This window comes from Paenarthrobacter sp. 4246 (assembly GCF_040546855.1).
GTDB lineage: Bacteria > Actinomycetota > Actinomycetes > Actinomycetales > Micrococcaceae > Arthrobacter.
The window spans coordinates 173,035-193,686 of record NZ_JBEPOP010000004.1 but is presented as its reverse complement, the minus strand read 5'-3'; the positions used below and the strand labels follow the sequence as shown (position 1 = coordinate 193,686).

Here is a 20,652-nt window from a genome sequence, read left to right as displayed (position 1 = left end):
CAGCACCAGCGGCACGGCAGTCATTCACGATGCAAAGGAGCATTCCACCATGGTGCGCGAGCTTTCACACTACGTAGACGGCCAGAGGATCGACGGCACGTCCGGCCGGTTCAGTGATGTCTACGATCCCTGCACGGGCGAAGTCCAGGCCCGGCTTCCGCTGGCCAGCGCCGACGAGGTCCGCAACGCCGTCGCAAACGCCGAGAAGGGCCAGCTCGAATGGGCGGCCATGAACCCGCAGCGCCGGGGACGCATCCTGCTCAAGTTCGTGGACCTGGTCAACGACAACATGGACGAGCTCGCCAGGCTCCTGTCCTCCGAGCATGGAAAGACGTTCGCGGACGCCAAGGGCGACATCCAGCGCGGCATCGAGGTGGTGGAGTTCTCCGCCGGTGCGCCGCATCTCCTCAAGGGCGAATTCTCGGATAACGCCGGTCAGGGGATCGACGTCCACTCGCTCCGCCAGCCACTCGGCGTGGTCGCAGGCATCACGCCCTTCAACTTCCCGGCCATGATTCCGCTGTGGAAGTCCGGCCCGGCGCTCGCAGCCGGCAACGCCTTCATCCTCAAGCCCTCCGAACGGGACCCGTCCGTGCCCCTGCGCCTCGCCGAGCTGTACAGCGAAGCCGGGGTTCCGAATGGCGTCTTCAACGTCATCAACGGTGACAAGGAAGCCGTGGATGCGCTGCTCGAAGATCCACGCGTGAAGGCCATCGGCTTTGTGGGCTCCACGCCGATCGCCCAGTACATCTACGCCACGGCAGCCGCGCACGGCAAGCGTGCACAGTGCTTCGGTGGGGCGAAGAACCACATGGTGATCATGCCCGACGCCGATCTGGACATGGCGGCCGACGCACTGATTGGTGCCGGGTACGGTTCCGCGGGCGAACGCTGCATGGCCATCTCCGTGGCCGTGCCCGTGGGACAGGAAACTGCCGATGCCCTGGTGGCCAAGCTGACCGAGCGCGTCAAGGACCTGAAGGTTGGCCACAGCCTGGACAAGGACTCGGACTTCGGGCCGGTGGTGGCAGCCTCTGCCAAGGAACGCATTGAGGGGTACATCCAGTCCGGCGTGGACGAAGGCGCAACCCTGGTCACCGACGGCCGCGGACTCACCGTGGACGGTTACGACGGCGGCTTCTGGGTTGGCCCCACCCTCTTCGACAACGTCACCAAGGACATGAAGATCTACAAGGAAGAGATCTTCGGACCTGTCCTGAGCGTGCTGCGGGCAGCTGACTACGACGAAGCACTCAGGCTCTGCAGCGAGCACGAGTTCGGCAACGGCGTCGCAATTTTCACCCGCGACGGCGACTCCGCCCGCGACTTCGCCAGCCGCGTGGAGGTGGGCATGGTGGGCATCAACGTGCCGATTCCCGTGCCGATTGCGTACTACACGTTCGGCGGCTGGAAAGCATCCGGCTTCGGCGACCTCAACCAGCACGGCGCCGACGCGTTCCGGTTCTACACCAAGACCAAGACCGTGACGTCGCGGTGGCCCTCCGGCATCCGCCAAGGTGCCAGCTTCATCATGCCGGCAGGCAGCTGATGGGGGCCGTAGAGACTGAAGACGAGGTTCTTTTTGAGCGCCGGGGCCACCTGGGCATCGTGACCCTGAACCGCCCGAAAGCCGTCAACGCCCTGAACGTGGGAATGGTGCGAGCCATGCTGCGGCAGTTGACGGACTGGGCCGACGACGACGCCGTTGCCACAGTTCTGGTGCGCGGCGCGGGAGACCGCGGGCTGTGCGCCGGCGGCGACATTGTTGCCATCTACAAGGACATGCTGCACGGCGGAACCGAAACTGCGGAGTTCTGGGCGGACGAGTACCGCCTGAACTCGTTGATTGCCCACTATCCCAAACCGTATGTAGCGTTCATGGACGGGCTGGTTTTGGGCGGTGGCGTTGGCATCTCGGCCCATGGCTCAGTGCGCGTGGTCACCGAACGCACGCGCACCGGCATGCCGGAAACAACCATCGGTTTCGTGCCCGACGTCGGCGGCACGCTCCTGCTGTCGCGCTCGCCGGGGGAGGCTGGAACCCACGCGGCCCTGACGGGAGCACACCTGTCCGGTTCGGACGCGTTGTTCCTGGGACTCGCGGACCACTTTGTGCCGTCCGAAGAACTGCCCGCGCTGGCGGAAGCGCTGGAAAGCTCGACGCCGGAAGCCGCCGTCGGGCGCTTTACGCAAGCCGCGCCGGACTCGGCACTGGCGGCCCAGCACGAGTGGATCGACGCCGCGTACGTGTATGACGACGCCGAAGAGATTGTCCGGAGCCTGCGCTCCGCCGGGGCCGAAGCTGCTGCCGCTGCGGACACCATTGAGGCGAAGTCGCCCACCTCGGTGAAGGTCGCTTTGGAATCGCTGCGACGCGTGCGGGGGCTCTCCCTGGAGGAGGCTTTGGATCAGGAGTATCGGGTGGGGCTGCGCTGCCTTGCCGGTCCTGATTTCCGGGAGGGCATCCGTGCGCAGGTGGTGGACAAGGACAGGAATCCGCAATGGAAGCCGCCCACCCTGGCTGACGTCCAGGCGTCCGACGTCGAAGGCTACTTTGCGCCGCTCGGCGAACGGGAACTGGGTCTGGCCGGGCTGGGCAGCGAGTCGAAGGAGACGGTATGACAGAGAATGCAGCAATGTCAGGCATCCAAGGCCCGGCAGCGGGCCTCATCGCGTTCCTCGGACTGGGACACATGGGTGGGCCGATGGCGGCGAACCTGATCAAGGCCGGGCACGACGTCATTGGCTATGATCCTGTTCCGGCGGCCGTGGAAGCGGCTGTTGCGCACGGGATTCCCATGGCATCCTCGGCCCACGAGGCTGCAGCGGAGGCGGCCGTGGTACTGACCATGCTCCCCAGCGGCAAGCATGTTTTGGATGCCTACCGTGGCGTGGGCGGACCGGGGCTGTTGTCGGTTGCGAAGCCGAACACCCTGTTCCTGGACTGCTCCACCATCAACGTGGACGAAGCCCGGGAAGCCGCGGCGATCGCGGTGGAAGCCGGGCACCGGTCCGTTGATGCCCCGGTTTCCGGCGGCGTGGTGGGCGCCGAAGCGGGCACCTTGACGTTTATGGTGGGTGCGCTTCCGGAGGATTTTGAGACCGTGCAGCCGATCCTGGAATTGATGGGTAAGAGGATCGTCCACTGTGGAGACCACGGCGCCGGACAGGCTGCCAAGGTTTGCAACAACATGATCCTGGGGGTATCCATGATTGCTGTTGCCGAGGCATTCGTGTTGGGGGAGAAGTTGGGCCTCACGCACCAGGCGTTGTTCGACGTCGCTTCCAACGCGTCCGGGCAGTGCTGGGCGCTCACTACCAACTGTCCTGTTCCGGGCCCGGTTCCCACCAGCCCCGCCAACCGCGACTACCAGCCGGGTTTCGCTGGAGCGTTGATGGCCAAGGACCTGCGCCTGGCCCTGAATGCGTTGGAGAGCACGGGTGTTGCGGCGGAAATGGGACCCTTGGCATCACGAATCTACGACGCTTTTGCGGCCGGCGAGGGCGCCGGCAGGGACTTCTCCGGCATCATCACGGAGATCCGGGACAAGTCCGTGTGAGAGGTTTGAACTGAGTGGTTGTGGTTTGGTTGGGCTTGGCGGAGAGGGAGAGCATGACGGAGCAGTACCAGAACATTGTGGTGGAACGGCGGGGCCGGGTTGGACTGGTGACCCTGAACCGGCCGGAGGCGCTGAATGCGCTGAACACCGCACTTATGAATGAGCTCGTGGATGCAGTTTCCGCGATGGATACAGACCCCGAGGTGGGGGCCGTGGTGATCACGGGATCCGCCAAGGCATTCGCAGCCGGGGCCGACATCAAGGAAATGTCTTCCAACAGCTACATGGACATGTACGCAGCAGATTGGTTCCGGCGTTGGGAGGACCTCACCCGCCTGCGCATTCCCGTCATTGCTGCGGTTTCCGGTTTTGCCCTGGGTGGTGGCTGCGAACTGGCGATGATGGCCGACTTCATCATCGCCGGGGACAACGCCAAGTTCGGCCAGCCGGAGATCAACCTGGGGGTCATCCCGGGTATGGGCGGCTCCCAGCGGCTGACCCGCGCTGTGGGCAAGGCCAAAGCGATGGACATGGTCCTGACGGGCCGGTTCATGGATGCGGACGAAGCCGAACGGTCCGGCCTGGTCTCCAGGGTGGTTCCCGCCGCTGAAGTCATCGACGAAGCAGTCAAGGCAGCAGAAGTCATCGCTTCCAAGTCCAAGCCCGCCGCCATGGTGGCCAAGGAAGCGGTCAACGCGGCCTTCGAGATGGGACTGTCCCAAGGGGTTGTCTTCGAACGGAGGGTGTTCCATTCGCTCTTCGCTACCGAGGACCAAAAGGAGGGCATGGCCGCCTTCAGCGAGAAGCGCCAACCGGAGTTCAAACACCGGTAATTCGCGCATGTTTTCGGGTGTGTCGGGGATAGACTCGGTGCACTTACAAATGGGGAGAGAACATGTCAACGGAGATCGTTCAGGCTAACCACACTGAAGCATCCACCCAGCCGATCAACCGGCAGGCCCTCGTTGCCGCGGCGATGGCTGTACTTGCCCTCGTCGGGCTGTTTTTCGCGGGCATGGCAGTCATCGCGGTATTCGTCGTTGGGGCAGGCCATGTGGCCTTGAACCAAATTCAGCAGCGCGGCGAACGGGGACGGGGCTTTGCCATTGGCGCCTTGGTGGTGGGTTACGGCATTGGGGTCCTGTCCTTGGGCTCGGCGCTGATCTTCGCCTTTACTTCGGCCGGGTAAATAGGACGCAGCTCACGGTCCTTCCTTCGTCACATCCCGGGTGTTCGCGCCTCTTCCTTGGAGGACACACGAACACGCGACGACGAGGGAAACCATGACCTGGCAATTTTGCGACAACGATGACTGTCCTGACAGCTGGCACTGGACCGAGCTGACGGGAACTCCGGAGTCTTGCCGTGGCTCCGATGAACAGGAGACCCGCCAAAGGGTTGTCCGCCCGTACTTCGCGGCGTAGGCTCCTGCGGGCCACCACCCGCGTTCGAGGAGTGAGTCATGGGACAGCTGATCGTGCAGGATTTTGTAACCGCCGACGGTTTCGCCGCCGACACCAACAACGAGTTCAAGGCCTACGAGTTATTGGAAGGCGGAACGGCCGAGTTTGACCGGGCCCAACTCGAATGGCTTGGCAGCGTGGAAGCCATGGTTCTGGGTGCCAACACGTATAGATACTTCGTAGAGTTCTGGCCGACTCCAGCGTCGGAGGGCGAGATCATCGCACCAGTCCTGAATGGCTTGCGCCGGCACGTTTTTTCCCGCCAACTGAAGGAAGCCCCTTGGGGCAACTTCCCGCCGTCGAACGTTGAATCCGGCGACGCGATCGAGGCGATCCGCCGCATCAAGCGCGAGTCCGCCAAGGACATTGTCCTGTGGGGCAGTCTGTCCCTCGGCGAGACGTTCTTCGCGGCAGGGGAGGTGGACGCGGTCCGGTTGGTGGTCATGCCGGTAGGCCAAGGCGCCGGCAGGGGCGTGTTCCCCGCCGGACGCGACCCCGCACTTTTGAAACTCGTGTCCGTGAACAGCTATGACCAAGGCTTGGTGGAGCTCAGTTACACCGTTCGGAAGCAGGGCTAGCTGATAGCGGCGGGGATCAGCGCTGCGTCGAAGAACGCCCGCTCCAGCCGCACCGCAGCTGCTCATCGGGGAGGGCCCCGTCCAGCAGCTGGTCCACGAATGCATGGTTGACGGCGGCGTCCCAATCCCCGGCGGACTGGTTCCTGAGTTCTTCGGCAAAGCCCACGGTGTTTCCTCCTGAAGTGTCAGCATCGGAGCCTAGTAGCCTACCCGCTCCGTGGCGGCGAGGATTACGCTATGGTGCCGCCCCCGGGGCCGGCGTAGGCTCTGGCCATGACGAACGAGGGCGCATCCAAGACGATCGTGGTTGGCTATGACGGATCCGAAGAATCACACCGCGCCGTTCAGTGGGCCGCCCAGCATGCGATCCTGCGGGACTGTTCCCTCCACGTGGTGCACTGTTCCTTGTGGGTCCTGCTGTCCCACAACAGGGGACCCGTTCCCGGTGTTGCCGATAGCGGTCTGGAACGGGCAGCCCAGAAAGTCCTGGAAGAAGGTGTTGCCCTCGCCAAGGAGGCCGTTCCCGATCTGGAAGTCCGCTCCACCTTGTTGCACGGGATGCCTCGAGATCACCTGGCCCACGTTTCGGCCGGTGCTGCGATGTTGGTGCTCGGAAGCAGGGGACTTGGCGGGTTCATGGGTTTGCTGGTGGGATCCGTCAGCCTGGAGTTGGCCGCGACGGCAGAATGTCCTGTGGCCGTGATTCGTGCTGACGACAACCCTGAGGGCCTTGTGTTGCTTGCCGTGGATGACTCGGGAACACCGACAGCGCTTGAGGATGCCTGCCATTTCGCTGAAGCAACAGGTGCTGATCTCAAGATCGTGCATGTGCTCCACGAACCTGCCGGGTACCGGCGGTTGCGCGATCCCGTAGAAGACTATCCCGACGCGGAAGCCCTCCTGGATTCCGTCATGAGCCATGCCCGGCACAAGGCTCCCGGAATCACGGTGGCCGGAGAGTTGCTGGTGGATGCTTCCTTCTCCCGGGCCGTGGTCAAAGCCTCACAAGGAGCACGCCTGACGGTGGTGGGGACCAAAGGGCACGGCGTCATCAAGGGCACTATCGGCTCCACCGCGCACGCTGTCCTGCACCATGCCCACAGTCCCGTTTTGGTGTCCCGCCGGAAAGCCGAGCCTGCATAAGCCGGTGGAGGCCCCCGCAGGGACTCCCTGCCGCGACGGCCCGGAACTAGGGTGAAGGTATGGACAATCGGGCAGAAGTTCGCGAATTCCTGATCTCCCGGCGAGCCCAAGTGGCACCCGAGCAAGTGGGGCTGCCGGCCGGCTCGAATCGGCGGGTCCAAGGACTGCGTCGCAGCGAGGTGGCCACCCTTGCGGGGCTGAGCGTGGAGTATTACACGCGTTTGGAGCGCGGCGCCATCAGCGGAGCCTCCCCACAAGTCCTTGAGAGCCTCGCGAGGGCGTTGATCCTCGATGACGCGGAGCGGGCCCATCTGTTCGATCTCGCTCACGCCGCCAGTCCAGTAGCGCGGCCGCCGAGGCGACGCAGCGCCAAGTCCTACGTGCCGCATCAGAGCCTGCAGTGGGCACTGGACGCTGTCACCGCTGGTCCGGCCTTTGTTCGGAACGGCCGGATGGATCTGCTGGCCGTGAACCCGTTGGCCCGGGCGTTTTACAAGGACTGTTACGATATGCCGGGCCAGGCGCCCAACATCGCACGGTTCACGTTCCTGGATAGCCGTGCCCAGGAGTTCTACCCGGACTGGGATGCCTTTGCGGAGGTGACCGTTTCCATACTGCGCACGGAGGCTGGACGCGACCCGCACAACAAAGAACTTCACGATCTCATTGGTGAACTCAGCACCCGCAGCGAGGAATTCCGCACCCGCTGGGGCGCCCACAACGTCCGCCATCACGGCACTGGATTCAAGACATTCAACCATCCGATCGTCGGCGAGATGACCCTCGCCTTCGAGGGCCTCGAGATGGCGGCCGAACCCGGGCTGACGCTGACCATCTACGCGGCGGAACCCGGTTCGCCGTCGGCCGAGCGCCTCCAGTTGCTGGCCTCGTGGGCGGCCAGCGAATACGCCGTCGAGTCCGCTGCCGAAAGGACCCGGGCGGACGGCTGACTGCAGGACAGCGGGCCCGCACTGCAGCTTCAACTCCATCGTGCTCCCATCCTGTTTCAGAGGAGCGGGATGAGCTCCTCACGGATCCAGCTCCGCAGGTGGGTCTGGGTGGTGGTGACGATCGAACGTTCCTGCTCCGGCACGAAGCCTTCCCGCAGCCCGGTGGACATCCCCAGCACCGCGTCTGCCACGGCGGGCGGCATGCCGGCTTGGAGGTAGTGCTCGCGCATCTGCTCGTCGCCGATCCGCTCGACGCGCACCTCGCGACCGAGTTCCTCCGCGAGGATCTTGGCGACCTGCGTCCATGTCAGGTCTTCGGGGCCGTGGACTGCCTGGACGCGGCGTCCGCTCCACTCGTGATTCAACAAGCTGAGCGCGGCCACTTCGGCGATGTCCCGCGGTGCGACCCAGCTCATTGGGGCATCGACAGGTTGTACGGTCTGGAGCAGCCCGGTCTTCACCGAGTCCGCCTCGAACAGCAGGTTGGTGAAGAAGTAGCCGCACCGCAGGTAGGTAACGTCCGCACCGCAGCCGTCGAGGGCGACTTCCGTCTCCGCGAGGCCGTCGATCTCGCCCGCGCCGTGCCGCTTCTCCGCGCCGACGCTGCTCTGGAAGACGACCCGTCCGATCCGGTTCGTCTCAACTGCGGCGACAACGGACTCCGTCGCGCGGCGATAGTCGGCCATCGGGTCGGGGGACTCGGCGGGCGGATCGACCCAGTAGATGGCGTCGACGCCTACGGTAGCCGAAACGACCTGACCTGGCTCGCGCGAGTCCATTGCCACCAGATCGACGTGCGCAGCGAGGGCAGCGGTGACGTTCTCTGGGTGGCGGGTGAGCAGCATCGGCCTGACGTCTGCCCGGATGAGCATCCGCGTCAGATGTCGGCCGACGTTGCCTTGAGGTGTTGTGACGGCAATCTTCATGGAATTCCTTTCTTCCGCTCGTTCTTCCACGCTATAAGCAGATGCGGCCGTATCCTGGCCGTATCTTGGGTAATCATGGATCCATGGACTCACCTTCGACACGGTCGTTGGAGTTGCTGGCACTTCTCCAGTCAGGGCGGACGTGGGCCGCTCACGACCTCGCGGCCCGCCTGCGGGTAAGCACGCGAACCGTACGCCGGGACGCGTTGCGTCTTCGCGGCATGGGTTACGACGTCAGTTCCCGCCCGGGCCCAGGTGCTCTGTACGCACTGCGGCCGAGCATGAAGATTCCACCGCTGCTGCTCAGCGCGGACGAAGTCTCGACGATCATCACGAGCCTCCTGATCCTGGAAGCGTGGCAGCCGGAGGATGCCACAGCCGCGACCGCGCGCACGAAGCTCGAACAGGTGTTGCCTGGCGGCCTGCAGCGGCGGGCCGCAGCGGTGGCGCTTTCCACGCAGGTTCTACGCGAGGCTCCTGCGTCCGTGGACTGGGAGCTTGTCGGCACGATCGCCGACTCCGTCGCGACGGGCGCACGCCTCGGGTTCGACTACACGGACCAACATGGCCGCCGCTCGCCCCGCACGGTCGAGCCCTACCGACATCTCCTGCGGCAACAGCACTGGTACCTCGTCGCTTATGACGTTGACCGGGACGACTGGCGCCTCTTCCGGCTGGACCGGATGGAGGCCTCCACAGTCTCGCCCGGGCCACATGTTCGGCGCACCTTTCCCTGGAATTCGATTGAGGACTGGCTCACAAGCGACTTCGGCGTGAGCGACGCACAGTAGGCTTTCACGCCACGGCGGCTTCCTTCCGATCTTTGAGCATCAGCACCGTGAGCGGCAGGAAGTAGAGCGCAGCGACGCCGGCGCCAACCAGCACCGGTCCGCTGGCCCCCAGCGCCGATTCCAGGGCGACGCCGGCCATCCAGGATCCCACGGCCGTGCCCAGATTGAACGCGGAGGTGCTGAGCGCCGAAGCCAGAGTTGGCGCTTGCCCGGCATATCCAACTGCCTTGCCGATCAAGATCGGGTTGGTTGCCATGCCGAAGAGGCCCAGCAGGAAGATCAGGGCCACTGTCACTACGGCGAAGCGGGAGAACAGGAAAAGGGCGCCAAGAACCAGGAAGGTCATGCCTGCCGAGACGAACAGTGCCGGGTACGGGCGATGGGCCCCGAAGTGGCCACCCAGAGTGGAACCAAGAAATGCACCGATGCCGTAGGCCATCAGCACCAAGGGCACAGCCGCAGCGGCAAGCCCGGTGTTCTCCGTGAGCAGCGGGGAGATGAAGGTGTACGCAGCCAAGGAAGATCCGCACACCATCGCGCAACCTGCAAGGACAAGCCACATCCTCGAGTCCCGCATGCTCGCCAGCTCCGCACGGACGGACGCGGTGTGTCCTGAATCAGGATCTGCGGCAACCAACCGGTACACGGCCATTGCACCCACCAGTGCCAGTGCGGCAAGTATCCAAAACGGCCCACGCCAACCAATCACCTGTCCGGCGAACGCTCCCAAGGGAACACCCACTACGTTGGCGAGCATCCCGCCGCCCAAAACAACGCCCAACGCGCGGGACGCGGAAGCCGAGCCTGCGGCTTTAGCACCCACGACGGCGGCTACCGCCCAGAAAGCGCCGGTCGCCAAGGCCGTGAGGAAACGCGCACCAAGAATGAGCGTGAAATCGGAGGTGAGCGCCACGATGACGTGACCCACCGCGAACACCACCAGTGCGAGGCCCAGCGTCAGGCGGCGTGGCAGCTTAAGGGTCAGGATGGACATAGTGGGAGTACCCACGATCATCCCCACTGCGAAGACCGTGATCATGAGGCCCGCATCGGCAATGGACGTGCCAAGATCAGCGGCGATCTCCGGCAGGATGCCCGCAACAATAAATTCGGTGGTTCCCATCAGGAACACACCCGCTGCCAGAACGTAGGTCACCAATGGCAAACGCCGGGTCTTGGTACTGGGGAGAGTCATGGTCATGACTCCAGACCATCAGGGTTAAGGACTGGGAGGGAGTCCCGCTTAAGGGAGGTCCTCCGAGGGACTCCCTCAAGAGCGGCCCGCTCATTGGGCTTCGCCTGCGGTCACCGACGTTATATTGTCGGTGCCTGCTGCCAGAGTTAGTGCATGGAGCGAATTGGGGAGAGGCCAGCGGGCGCAGGGGTGGTGCTCGGGCGCGCTCCCGTCTTGGCGGATTCTGTTCGGCCCGGCACTGTACCCGCCAGCACCGTTAGCAGTGACCTGATCGAACAGTTGCGGGTCCTGGAGGAGATGAAGGCTGCGATCTCCGCTTTGCAGGCGCGGGTTGCTGTGGCTTTTGACCTTGCCCAGCGTGCCGAGCAAGCCGAGGCAGGCGTCCCCGCGACCGAGCGTGGACAAGGGGTGGGAGCGCAGGTTGCGTTGGCCCGGCGCGAGTCACCAAACCGCGGGTCCCGTCTCCTGGGCTTGGCGAAAGCCCTTGTCACGGAGATGCCCCGCACCTTGGCGGCCCTGAAATCGGGGCACTTGAATGAATGGCGTGCCACGCTTCTTGTTAGGGAAACGGCCTGCCTGTCTGTCGAGGACCGTTGTGCGGTGGACCAGGAGCTAGCCCCCGATACCGGGACCTTTGACGGCAAGGGCGACAAAGCGATCATTGCCGCCGCGAAAGCTGCCGCATATCGGCGGGATCCGCGGGCGGTAGTCGGGCGTGCCAGCCGTGCTGCCGCCGAACGGACTGTCAGCCTGCGCCCGGCCCCGGACACCATGACGTACCTGACGGCCTTGCTTCCGGTTGCCCAGGGAGTAGCGGTCTACGCCGCGCTGACTCGGGCGGCTGATTCGGGCCGTTCCAGTGGGGATGCCCGAGGCCGGGGCCAGCTCATGGCCGACACCTTGACCGAACGCATTACGGGTACCCCGAGCGGGATTTCGGGGATCAACCTGGACCTCGTTATGACCGACCGCACCTTGTTCCAAGGTGACAGCGAACCAGCCCGGCTCAAGGGCTATGGAATCGTCCCCGCTGCATGGGGAAGGGAACTGCTCGGGTCGGGGCAGACAGCCCATGACCAGGACCTCTCCGTTTGGCTTCGCCGGCTCTACACGGCTCCAGCTACGGGAGAGCTCCTTGCCACCGATTCCAAGGCCCGGCTCTTCCCTGGTGGGCTCCGGCGCTTCATCGAAACCCGCGACGATAGTTGCCGGACTCCCTATTGCGATGCGCCCATCCGGCATATTGACCATGTGGTTCCGTGGCGCTCAGGAGGAAAGACCAGTTTGGCTAACGGCGCTGGTTTATGCGAGGCGTGCAACCACACCAAGGAAAACCCCGGCTGGAGCACCAAAGCCATGCCCGGTGATGTTCACACCTTGGAAATCAGCACCCCCACCGGACACTCGTACCAATCAAAGGCTCCACCCCTGCCCGGGCACCAACCCTCCAGAACGTAGAAGGGTAAAAAGCACTATTCATCGGTGAAATCCCCGGCATCCCTCCGGAAGGTCCCCAGGACGCGGATGAGGTGATCGACGTCGTCGGATCCGAAACCTGACTTGCCGAAAACCTCTGAGTTGAGTGCCGCAGTCGCCTTCTTGGCGAGGGTACGGCCCTCAGCGGTGAGCTCAATCAAGGTGGTGCGCCCATCGGTTGGGTGCGGAGAGCGTGCCACCAGGGCGGCTTTTTCCAAGCGGTCGACGGCGTTGGTCACCGAGGTGGGATGCACCTGCAGGAGCGCGCTGGCCTTGTTCATGGGCAGCGCGCCGCTGCGGGCGAAACTCAGAAGTGCCAGCAGTTCGTAGCGTGCAAAGGTCAGCCCGAACGGTTTGAGGACCGTTTCGATGCGGGCCAGCAGGATCTGCTGCGTGCGCATGATCGCCGTGATGGCGGCCATGGGCGCGGCGACGTCGCCCCAGCCATGCCGCTCCCAGTTGCGCTGGGCGTCGGCGATGGGGTCTCGGGGGAGTGGCGTGCCCATGGGCCTCCTTCGGTTGCTTGGTTGGCCTGATCTTCCGGGTGGCTAGTCTTTCAGATTCGGGAACTCTTCCTCGGTGTATTCCACGCCCAAACCGGAGGGTAGCGGCCCCTCGCCGTGCCGGGCGACTTCCGTGCCGCGCAGTTCCACCCGCCTGATCTTTCCGGAGATCGTCTTGGGAAGCTCGCCGAATTCCAGCCGCCGGATGCGTTTGAACGGTGCCAGATGCTCGCGGCAATACTTGAGAATGTCCTCCGCGACCGCCGGTCCGGCTTCATAGCCGGCAGCCAGAACCACGAACGCTTTCGGAACCGACAGCTTCACAGCATCAGGTGAAGGCACGACGGCGGCCTCCGCCACTGCGGGGTGTTCGATCAGGACGCTTTCGAGTTCGAAAGGCGACAAACGGTAGTCGGAGGACTTGAAGACGTCGTCGTCCCGGCCGACGTACGTAATGACGCCGTCGGCATCGCGGCTGGCCATGTCGCCCGTGTGATAGTAGCCATCACGGAAGGCCTCGGCCGTTTTCGCTTCGTCGCCGAAGTAACTCTTCATGAGTCCCACGGGCCGCGGGTCCAAGCGCAAGCAGAGTTCGCCGTTGTCGGCTTCCTGGCCAGTGACGGGGTCTACCAGCACGACGTCGTACCCGGGGAGCGGGCGGCCCATGGAGCCGATCTTCACCGGCTGGGCCGGAGTGTTGGCGATCTGGACGGTGGATTCGGTTTGGCCGAAGCCATCGCGGATGGTGACTCCCCAAGCCTTCTCCACTTGGCCGATAACTTCGGCGTTCAGTGGCTCCCCGGCCGAGACCACTTTGCGTGGCGGGCTGGTGAGCTGCGTGAGGTCGGCCTGGATGAGCATGCGCCACACCGTGGGAGGCGCGCAGAAACTGGTGACGCCTTCGCGGCCCATTTGCTCCATGAGGGCGACTGCGTCAAAGCGCTGGTAGTTGTAAATGAAGACCGTGGCCTCAGCGATCCACGGCGTGAAGACATTGGACCAGGCGTGTTTGGCCCAGCCGGGGGAGGCGACATTCAGGTGGACGTCGCCCGGTTCCAGACCGATCCAGTACATGGTGGACAAGTGGCCCACGGGGTAGGACGTGTGGGTATGCTCCACGAGCTTCGCCCGTGACGTGGTGCCGGAGGTGAAGTAGAGCAGCAGTGTCTCGTCCGCTTTAGTGGGGGCGTCGGGTGTAAAGTCCGTGCCGGCGTCGTACGCATCTGCGTACTGTTTGGCGGCTGCGTTGGCGCGATCCGCGCCGACCTCGATCAGGGTGTAATGCCCCTCGACGTCGGCGAACTTGCCGATGTTGGCACTTCCGACAGCCACCCAAGCCGCACCGCCGCGTTCAACGCGGTCTTGGAGATCACGGGCGCCCATGAGGGTGGTGGTGGGAATCATGACAATGCCCAGTTTGATGCCGGCCAGCATGAGTTCCCACAGTTCAACCTGGTTGCCGAGCATGATGATCATGTGGTCGCCTCGCTGGACGCCCTGGCTCCGCAGCCAGTTGGCTACCTGGGAAGAACGTTCTGCGAGGTCTTTGTAGCTGCGGCGCGTGGAACTGCCGTCCTGTTCCACGATGACCAAGGCGGGCTTGCTGCCCCTGGCCGGGTCCGCCGCGATCTGATCGAACCAGTCCAAGGCGAAGTTGAACTCCTCAAACCGCGGCCATTCGAATTCGGCATGCGCCAGCGTGTAGTCCTCACGCAGTTCCAACAGCCGGTCGCGGGCCGCACGGAAGTCTTCTGTGACTGTCATAGTCCGCCTTTCGCCTTCGGGCTTCCCTGGCACCTTTGCCGGATACCCCGCCTAGTGATCCACATCACCTTGCAATATACTAGGACATCCAAGGGTTTGGAAGAGCCTGTGCGGGACATGACGAAGGGGTCTAATGCTCGACGACAAAGCTGCCGGCACCGTTACCAGCGGTGCGGCACCAGAACGCGTCCTCCCTCCTTATCCGGAGGCGGACCTGATGCACGTAGTGGACCTGCTCCCGGCCGGAGAGCGCTTGCGGTACCAGGAGATCAGGGAGTTCCTGCAGACCCGCATTCGTTCGGCCAGCATCGAGTACTGGAACAGGGAGGAGTTCCCGTTCGGGCTGCTGGCTGACATGGCCAAGTTCGGGCTCGGTGGACTCCAAACAGACGGCTCTACCAAGCTCTTCAAGGGCCTCATGTACACGGAGATAGCCCGGGCGGATGTGTCACTCTCGGCGTTGGTGGGCATCCACAACGAACTCATCGTGGGCATGATTGACGAGCTCGGATCCCCAGAGCAGAAGCGCAAGTGGTTGCCCGGACTGGAAGCTCTCACTCAGCTTGGCGCCTTCGCCCTCACCGAACCGGATCACGGCTCGGACATCGCCGGAGGACTTTCGACGACGGCGCGGCGCGACGGCGGCGAATGGGTCATCAGCGGTGCCAAGCGCTGGATCGGGGCAGGCACGATTGCCGACTTCGCGTTGGTGTGGGCCCGGGACGAATCCGACGGCCACATCAAGGGCTTCATTGTGGAGACGGACCGCCCCGGTTACTCGGCCACCAAGATTTCGAACAAAATCGGCTTGCGCATCATGCAGAATGCGGACATCGTCCTGGACGAAGTCCGCATCCCAGTGGAGAACCTCCTTCCGGGGGCCACGGAGTTTTCCCGAGCCAATGACCTGTTGCGCGATTCCCGGGCATGGGTGGGGTGGCAGGCCGCGGGAATTCAGTTGGCAGCCTTTGATATTGCCCGTTCGTACGCCTTGGAACGCAAGCAGTTCGGCAAACAGCTGGCTCGCTTCCAGCTGGTCCAGCAGCAGCTCGCCGACATTCTGGGCAACGCCAACGCGTCCTTGTCCATGATGGTTGAGCTCGCCCGGATCCAGGAGGCCGGGAAACTCCAGATGGTGCAGGCGGCCATGTGTAAAGCCACCACCACCCGGCTGGCGCGTTCCTCCGTTGCGATGGGTCGCTCCCTGCTGGGCGGGAACGGAATCACCACTGATTTCGAGATGGCCAAGCTCTTTGGCGACGCCGAAATCCTGTACACCTACGAGGGCAGTTACGAGATCAACTCCATGATCGTGGCCCGCGCGGTGACAGGGAAATCGGCGTTCGTCTAAGTAGCGGGCTAGGAGTTTTGGCCTACCACTTGGGGAGACTCCTCGGGAGTGACCAGGGCGGCGTGCTCGGCCAGGACTCCGGTCTTGTGCCTGATGCGGAGACGGTAGAGCAGCGTTCCGCCGATGACGACCGTGCCAACAAAGATCACACCTCCCCATTGCAGGTACCACTCGAACGGTGGCACCGAGTTGTAAATCTCCGGCCGTGGCCACACAAGGTTCAGCGTCATGGCGCCGCCCCACAGCACGGCCAGGATGTTCACGGGCAGCCCCCATTTGCCGAGGCTGAATCCCGGTTCTGATCCGTCGTCCTTCAAGGGCCACTTCTTCAAGAACCGGCGCCGCAGCATGGGCACTGTCACCAAGAGGTAAGACAGGTAGATCAGGACGATGCTGATGCTGGAGAGGATGGTGAAAATGGCCGGCTGGGAGATGTTGACGATCAACGGAATAACGGCAACTATGCCGATGACGATGGCAGCAACAGTGGGCGTTTTCCGGGTGGGGTGAACTTTGCTGAGCTGCCGGCTGAAGGGAAGGTTGTTGTCCCGGGCCATGGCGAACATCATCCGGATGGCTGCTGCATGGACGGCGAGGGTACAGACAACCACTGCTACCACGATGCACGCCAGGAAGGCCTTGCCGAACGGGCCGCCCAATACTGAAAGGACGATGTACTGCAGTCCGCCGTCAGGCGCCCCAAGCTTGGGATCGGAGAGATCGGGCGCGGCCAGGATTCCGCCGAGGAGGAGCAAGCCTCCCAGGAGGAAGGAAGCCGTGACGGCGCGAAGGATCGCCCTGGGAGCGGTCTTCTTGGGGTCCTTGGTTTCTTCGCCCAAGGAGCTGGCGGTGTCGAAGCCGTACATGACGTACCCCGAAGCCATGGCAGCAATGAGGAAAACTCCGAAGAAGCCCAAGGGATGTTCTTCACCGAATCCGGCAGTATCCAGGAGGACTTCGGGCCCCCGCACGGAGTGCCAGATAAGCGCCGCAATGAGCAGGACGGCCGCAACCAGTTCCACGAACACGCCCACGCTGTTGATCATTGTCATGAGTTTCACGCCGAACGCGTTGATCAGCGTGGAAATACCGATCATGATGCTGGCCAGAATGACCCCGTTGACGGCAAAGTCGTAGGGACCTGTTCCGTCGCCCACCAGCTGGAAGCCGCTCCAGATTTGCGGGAGGGTGATTTGGAGGGCCAAGGCAACGGACCCCAGAGCCACGATGGAGGAGAGCAGCAGCAACCAGCCCGCCAGCCAGGCCCACGTTCCAGTCGAAAGCCTCTTGGCCCAGTTGTACACCGACCCAGCCACCGGATAGCGCCCGGCCAATTCCGCAAAGCACAGGGCGACCATCAGTTGGCCTACGAAAACGATGGGCCACGACCAGGCGTAGGCGGGTCCCGCCGTCGAAAATCCGAAGTAGAACAGTTGAAAAACACCGGTGAGAATGGAGATATAGCTGACGCCGGCGGCGAAGCTGGCGAACTTACCGATGCTGCGGTCCAGGGTTTGGGCATAGCCAAACTCGTCCATGCCGCTAGCATCGCTCTTGCAGGGTCCTAATTTGCTGGGTTCTGACATGCGAACTCCTAGTTCAGACGTGCACGAATGGTGATAACCTGCGGCCGCCGTTGGTCGCAGTCGAAATCAAAGGCCGGGCACCACGCTGTGCCTCCGGCTGTTTCCCCCATTGTTTGTTGCGTGGGTCTAAAAGCAGGGTGCCTGTTCAGGCGACAGACAAGCTGAAGTCGGCTTCCGCCGTCGTGGTTTCCTCCGTTCTGCTGGCCTTGCTGGAATCGGCCTTGATGAAATCGGCGCAGCGCTCGCCGATCATCATCACGGTGATGTTCGGATTCACGGTGACGTGTTCCGGCATGACGGACGCATCGGCCACGCGTAATCCGGTAACACCCTTGACCCGCAGTTCGGGGTCCAACGGGGACATGTCGTCGTCCACCGCGCCCATGCGGACGGTGCCGACGGGGTGGTAGACGGTGTTGTGGGTTTTGCGGATGTAATCCTGCAGTTCCTCGTCGGTCTGTGCCTCGATGCCGGGGGAGAGCTCCCGGCCGGTCCACTCAGCCATGGCCGGCTGCGTTGCGATTTCCCGGGCCTTGCGGATGCCGGCCACCATGACGCGCATGTCGTGGCCGTCAGGATCCGTAAAGTACCGCGGATCCACCATGGGCTTGTCCCGGAAGTCCCGACTGCGCAGCCTGACCGTTCCGCGGGAACGCGCGTGGGTGACGTTCGGCGTGAGGCTGAAGCCGTTCTCCGTGGTGGGGTAGCCGTAGCGCAGGGTGTTCATGTCGAACGGCACGGAACCGTAGTGCATCATCAGGTCCGGGCGGTCCAGGCCCTCTTCGGTGGGAGTGAAGATGCCGATCTCCCACCACTGGGTGGAGGTCTGCACCATGGGCTGCTTGGCCTCGAACTGGACCACGCCTTCCGGGTGGTCCTGCAGGTGCTCGCCGACGCCCGGGGAATCCACCAGGACCTCGATGCCATGCGCTGCTAAGTGTTCGGCCGGACCGATGCCGGAAAGCATGAGGAGCTTGGGTGAGTCGATGGCACCGGTGGACAGGATGACCTCGCGATGCGCGTTCAGCCTGTGCGTGCGGCCGAAGGCCGAGTCCACGACGTCGACGCCGGTGCAGCGCTTGTCCGCGTCGAACACCAGTTGTCGGGCCCGCAAGCCGGTCAGCAGCGTGAAGTTTTCGCGATCCACTATGGGGTGGATGTATGACACCGAGCTGGAGGAACGCGTCCCGTCCGAGCGGCGGTTGATCTGGAAGAAGTTGGCGCCGTTGATCACGGTGGTGCCGTCATTGAACTTGGCCCGGGGGATGCCGCTCTGCTCACAGGCATTGAGGAGGGCGACTCCCGCGGGATCGTTCGGGGGAACGTTCATCAGGTGCACTGGACCGGAGTCACCGTGGTGTGGAGCTTCCGGGCCTGCGTCCTCGTTGCTTTCCAAGCGCTGGTACAAAGGCCAGGCGGCAGCAGCATTCCAGCCAGTGGCGCCGTACTTTGACTCCCACTCGTCCAGGTCTTCGCGGGGAGCCCAGAAAGCGATGCAGGAGTTGTGGCTGGAGCAGCCACCCATGACCTTGGCGCGAGCGTGGCGCATGAAGGAGTTGCCATTTTCCTGCGGTTCTACCGGGTAGTCCCAGTCGTAGCCCGATTCCAGCAGCTCCATCCAGCGGTCCAGTTGCAGGATCTCCGGCAGGTTGCGGTCATCGGGGCCGGCTTCCACCAAGGCCACGGTGACAGCCGGGTCTTCGCTCAGCCGGGCGGCGACGGCAGCTCCGGCAGATCCTCCGCCAATGACGACGTAATCGAACCCGCGCTCGCTGAGGTTGTCGATGGTGTCGACGTGCATCTATTTCTCCTTGCCGTGGTCTGCAAACCAGCCGGTCACTTGGGGGCTGGTGTTCTGGTAGATGTGCTTGGCTTCCTGGTACTCGCCCAGCCCGGTGGGGCCGAGTTCGCGGCCGACGCCTGACTGGCCGAAGCCGCCCCACTCGGCCTGAGGAAGGTAGGGGTGGTAGTCGTTAATCCACACTGTGCCGTGGCGCAAACGGCCCGCCACCCGCTGGGCCTTGCCGGCATCCTGGGTCCAGACCGCACCCGCCAGCCCGTAGATGGTGTCGTTGGCGGTGGCCACGGCTTCGTCCTCGGTACGGAAGGTTTCCACTGTTACTACCGGGCCAAAGGCTTCGTCGATGACTACCGACATTCCCCTGGTCACGCGGTCCAGGACGGTGGGCTGGTAGTAGAAACCGGCGTCGAACTTTTCGCCTTCAGGGGCCGCGCCGCCGCACCGCAGCCGCGCGCCTTCGGCTACGCCACGCTGGACATAGGCGTCCACCTTCTCCCGGTGGGCTGCGGAAATCAGTGGTCCGGTTTCGGCGGACTCATCGAACGGGCCGCCGATACGGATGCCCTGTGCCTTGCGGACCAGTTCGTCGACGAAGCGCTCGGCGATGGATTCCTCCACCACCAGCCGCGCCCCTGCCGAGCAGACCTGGCCTGAGTGCACAAAGGCGCCGTTCAGCGCATTGTCGACGGCGGCATCGAAGTCAGCGTCGGCGAAGACGACGTTGGGGTTCTTGCCGCCGAGTTCCAGTGCGACCTTTTTTACGGTGCCGGCGGCGGCCGCGGCTATGCGCTTGCCGGTTTCCAAGCCGCCGGTGAAGGAAACCAAGTCGATGTCGGGGTGCTCCGAAAGCGGTGCGCCCACTTTTACTCCGGGGCCGGTCACCAGGTTGGCGACGCCGTCGGGCAGGCCCAGGTCCTGCAGCAACTGCATGGCCAGGATTGCGGTGGAGGGGGTCAGTTCGGCAGGCTTCAGGACGAACGTGCAGCCGGCGGCCAGTGCGGGGGCGATCTTCCACGCAGCCTGGAGCAGCGGGTAGTTCCACGGTGTGATCAGGCCGCAGACGCCCACGGGTTCGTAGACGATTCTGCTGACGACGGCGGGGTCCCCGGCGTCGACTACCCGGCCCGCAGACTGCCCGGCGAGCCTTCCGAAATATTCGAAGCAGGCGGCGATGTCATCGATGTCGATGCGGCTTTCGACGATCCGCTTGCCGGTATCAAGCGATTCGGCACGGGCGAACTTCTCGCGGCGTTCGCGGAGTTCAGCGGCGACCTTGAGCAGGAAGGCGCCGCGCTCGGGAGCGGGGACGTTCGCCCAAACGCCGGAATCGAAGGCCTTGCGGGCTGCGGAAATGGCGCGCTCGGCATCTTCACGGTCGGCTTCGGACACCGTGGCGACCAGTTCGCCGTCGGCCGGGTTGTGGATCTCGCGCACCGCGCCGGACGCTGCCGGCTCCCACCGGCCGTTGATGAAAAGGGTGGAGGCGGAATCGGAAAATGTGGCTTGGGTCATACGAAGCAGGCTAGTGCATCTTGAACATCTGTTCAAGGAAAATTATGAACAGA

At 63.8% G+C, this 20,652-nt stretch carries 19 protein-coding genes; 11 read left to right on the top strand and 8 right to left on the bottom strand.

The genetic code is table 11. From position 1 onward, the window contains the following. The first annotated feature begins 49 nt into the window (after window positions 1-49). The 6 genes from ABIE35_RS08765 to ABIE35_RS08740 all read left to right on the top strand — a co-directional run bounded on the left by ABIE35_RS08765 (window position 50) and on the right by ABIE35_RS08740 (window position 5,601). A complete protein-coding gene (locus ABIE35_RS08765; RefSeq protein WP_354514135.1) occupies window positions 50-1,549 on the top strand; it encodes a CoA-acylating methylmalonate-semialdehyde dehydrogenase in 1,500 nt (499 codons plus the stop codon). Further along, window positions 1,549-2,622: an enoyl-CoA hydratase/isomerase family protein gene (locus ABIE35_RS08760; RefSeq protein ID WP_354514133.1), complete on the top strand. Its 1,074-nt coding sequence runs from the start codon at window positions 1,549-1,551 to the stop codon at window positions 2,620-2,622. Before ABIE35_RS08765 ends, ABIE35_RS08760 begins: the two co-directional genes overlap by 1 nt. Continuing rightward, window positions 2,619-3,560 carry a 3-hydroxyisobutyrate dehydrogenase gene (gene mmsB / locus ABIE35_RS08755; RefSeq protein ID WP_354514131.1) on the top strand — a complete coding sequence of 314 codons (942 nt, stop codon included), beginning with the start codon at window positions 2,619-2,621 and terminating at the stop codon, window positions 3,558-3,560. The genes ABIE35_RS08760 and mmsB overlap by 4 nt, the downstream gene beginning before the upstream one ends. A gap of 53 nt (window positions 3,561-3,613) precedes the next feature. Beyond that, window positions 3,614-4,393: an enoyl-CoA hydratase gene (locus tag ABIE35_RS08750; protein WP_207596061.1), complete on the top strand. Its 780-nt coding sequence runs from the start codon at window positions 3,614-3,616 to the stop codon at window positions 4,391-4,393. Window positions 4,394-4,455: 62 nt separating this feature from the next. Beyond that, entirely contained in the window at window positions 4,456-4,749 is a 294-nt protein-coding gene (locus tag ABIE35_RS08745) for a DUF4190 domain-containing protein (protein WP_354514129.1), read from the top strand. Between the two features lie 273 nt (window positions 4,750-5,022). After that, window positions 5,023-5,601, top strand: coding sequence for a dihydrofolate reductase family protein (locus tag ABIE35_RS08740; protein WP_354514128.1), 579 nt, complete (start codon window positions 5,023-5,025; stop codon window positions 5,599-5,601). A 16-nt stretch (window positions 5,602-5,617) separates the two neighbouring features. Here the strand turns inward: ABIE35_RS08740 and ABIE35_RS08735 are convergent, their stop codons facing one another. Next, on the bottom strand, window positions 5,618-5,767 hold the full coding sequence (locus tag ABIE35_RS08735; RefSeq protein ID WP_354514126.1) for a hypothetical protein: 150 nt from the start codon (window positions 5,765-5,767) through the stop codon (window positions 5,618-5,620). 107 nt (window positions 5,768-5,874) lie between these two features. Between ABIE35_RS08735 and ABIE35_RS08730 the strand changes: the two genes are divergently transcribed. Both ABIE35_RS08730 and ABIE35_RS08725 read left to right on the top strand, forming a co-directional pair. After that, window positions 5,875-6,744 carry a universal stress protein gene (locus ABIE35_RS08730; protein WP_354514124.1) on the top strand — a complete coding sequence of 290 codons (870 nt, stop codon included), beginning with the start codon at window positions 5,875-5,877 and terminating at the stop codon, window positions 6,742-6,744. 59 nt (window positions 6,745-6,803) lie between these two features. Continuing rightward, complete coding sequence (locus tag ABIE35_RS08725) at window positions 6,804-7,694, top strand: helix-turn-helix transcriptional regulator (protein WP_354514122.1); 891 nt, start codon at window positions 6,804-6,806, stop codon at window positions 7,692-7,694. Between the two features lie 56 nt (window positions 7,695-7,750). On the opposite strand, the gene ABIE35_RS08720 is transcribed toward ABIE35_RS08725, so the two are convergent. Beyond that, window positions 7,751-8,620, bottom strand: coding sequence for an NAD(P)H-binding protein (locus tag ABIE35_RS08720; RefSeq protein WP_354514120.1), 870 nt, complete (start codon window positions 8,618-8,620; stop codon window positions 7,751-7,753). Between the two features lie 83 nt (window positions 8,621-8,703). Between ABIE35_RS08720 and ABIE35_RS08715 the strand changes: the two genes are divergently transcribed. Further along, window positions 8,704-9,411 carry a helix-turn-helix transcriptional regulator gene (locus ABIE35_RS08715; protein ID WP_354514118.1) on the top strand — a complete coding sequence of 236 codons (708 nt, stop codon included), beginning with the start codon at window positions 8,704-8,706 and terminating at the stop codon, window positions 9,409-9,411. 4 nt (window positions 9,412-9,415) lie between these two features. Here the strand turns inward: ABIE35_RS08715 and ABIE35_RS08710 are convergent, their stop codons facing one another. Continuing rightward, complete coding sequence (locus tag ABIE35_RS08710; RefSeq protein ID WP_354514116.1) at window positions 9,416-10,606, bottom strand: MFS transporter; 1,191 nt, start codon at window positions 10,604-10,606, stop codon at window positions 9,416-9,418. A 153-nt stretch (window positions 10,607-10,759) separates the two neighbouring features. Here ABIE35_RS08710 and ABIE35_RS08705 point away from each other — a divergent pair, with 153 nt between their 5' ends. After that, window positions 10,760-12,064, top strand: a complete 1,305-nt coding sequence (locus tag ABIE35_RS08705) for an HNH endonuclease (protein WP_354514114.1) — start codon at window positions 10,760-10,762, stop codon at window positions 12,062-12,064. A gap of 14 nt (window positions 12,065-12,078) precedes the next feature. Here ABIE35_RS08705 and ABIE35_RS08700 read toward each other — a convergent pair whose 3' ends face one another. Beyond that, window positions 12,079-12,588 carry a MarR family winged helix-turn-helix transcriptional regulator gene (locus ABIE35_RS08700; protein WP_354514112.1) on the bottom strand — a complete coding sequence of 170 codons (510 nt, stop codon included), beginning with the start codon at window positions 12,586-12,588 and terminating at the stop codon, window positions 12,079-12,081. A 42-nt stretch (window positions 12,589-12,630) separates the two neighbouring features. Beyond that, window positions 12,631-14,349, bottom strand: a complete 1,719-nt coding sequence (locus ABIE35_RS08695; protein WP_354514110.1) for an AMP-binding protein — start codon at window positions 14,347-14,349, stop codon at window positions 12,631-12,633. Window positions 14,350-14,482: 133 nt separating this feature from the next. Here ABIE35_RS08695 and ABIE35_RS08690 point away from each other — a divergent pair, with 133 nt between their 5' ends. Beyond that, window positions 14,483-15,700, top strand: coding sequence for an acyl-CoA dehydrogenase family protein (locus ABIE35_RS08690; protein ID WP_354514108.1), 1,218 nt, complete (start codon window positions 14,483-14,485; stop codon window positions 15,698-15,700). 8 nt (window positions 15,701-15,708) lie between these two features. Here ABIE35_RS08690 and ABIE35_RS08685 read toward each other — a convergent pair whose 3' ends face one another. The 3 genes from ABIE35_RS08685 to ABIE35_RS08675 all read right to left on the bottom strand — a co-directional run bounded on the left by ABIE35_RS08685 (window position 15,709) and on the right by ABIE35_RS08675 (window position 20,599). Then, window positions 15,709-17,286 carry an APC family permease gene (locus tag ABIE35_RS08685; protein ID WP_354514106.1) on the bottom strand — a complete coding sequence of 526 codons (1,578 nt, stop codon included), beginning with the start codon at window positions 17,284-17,286 and terminating at the stop codon, window positions 15,709-15,711. A 145-nt stretch (window positions 17,287-17,431) separates the two neighbouring features. Further along, window positions 17,432-19,087 carry a GMC family oxidoreductase gene (locus tag ABIE35_RS08680; protein ID WP_354514104.1) on the bottom strand — a complete coding sequence of 552 codons (1,656 nt, stop codon included), beginning with the start codon at window positions 19,085-19,087 and terminating at the stop codon, window positions 17,432-17,434. After that, window positions 19,088-20,599, bottom strand: a complete 1,512-nt coding sequence (locus ABIE35_RS08675) for an aldehyde dehydrogenase family protein (protein ID WP_354514102.1) — start codon at window positions 20,597-20,599, stop codon at window positions 19,088-19,090. Between the last annotated feature and the right edge of the window lie 53 nt (window positions 20,600-20,652).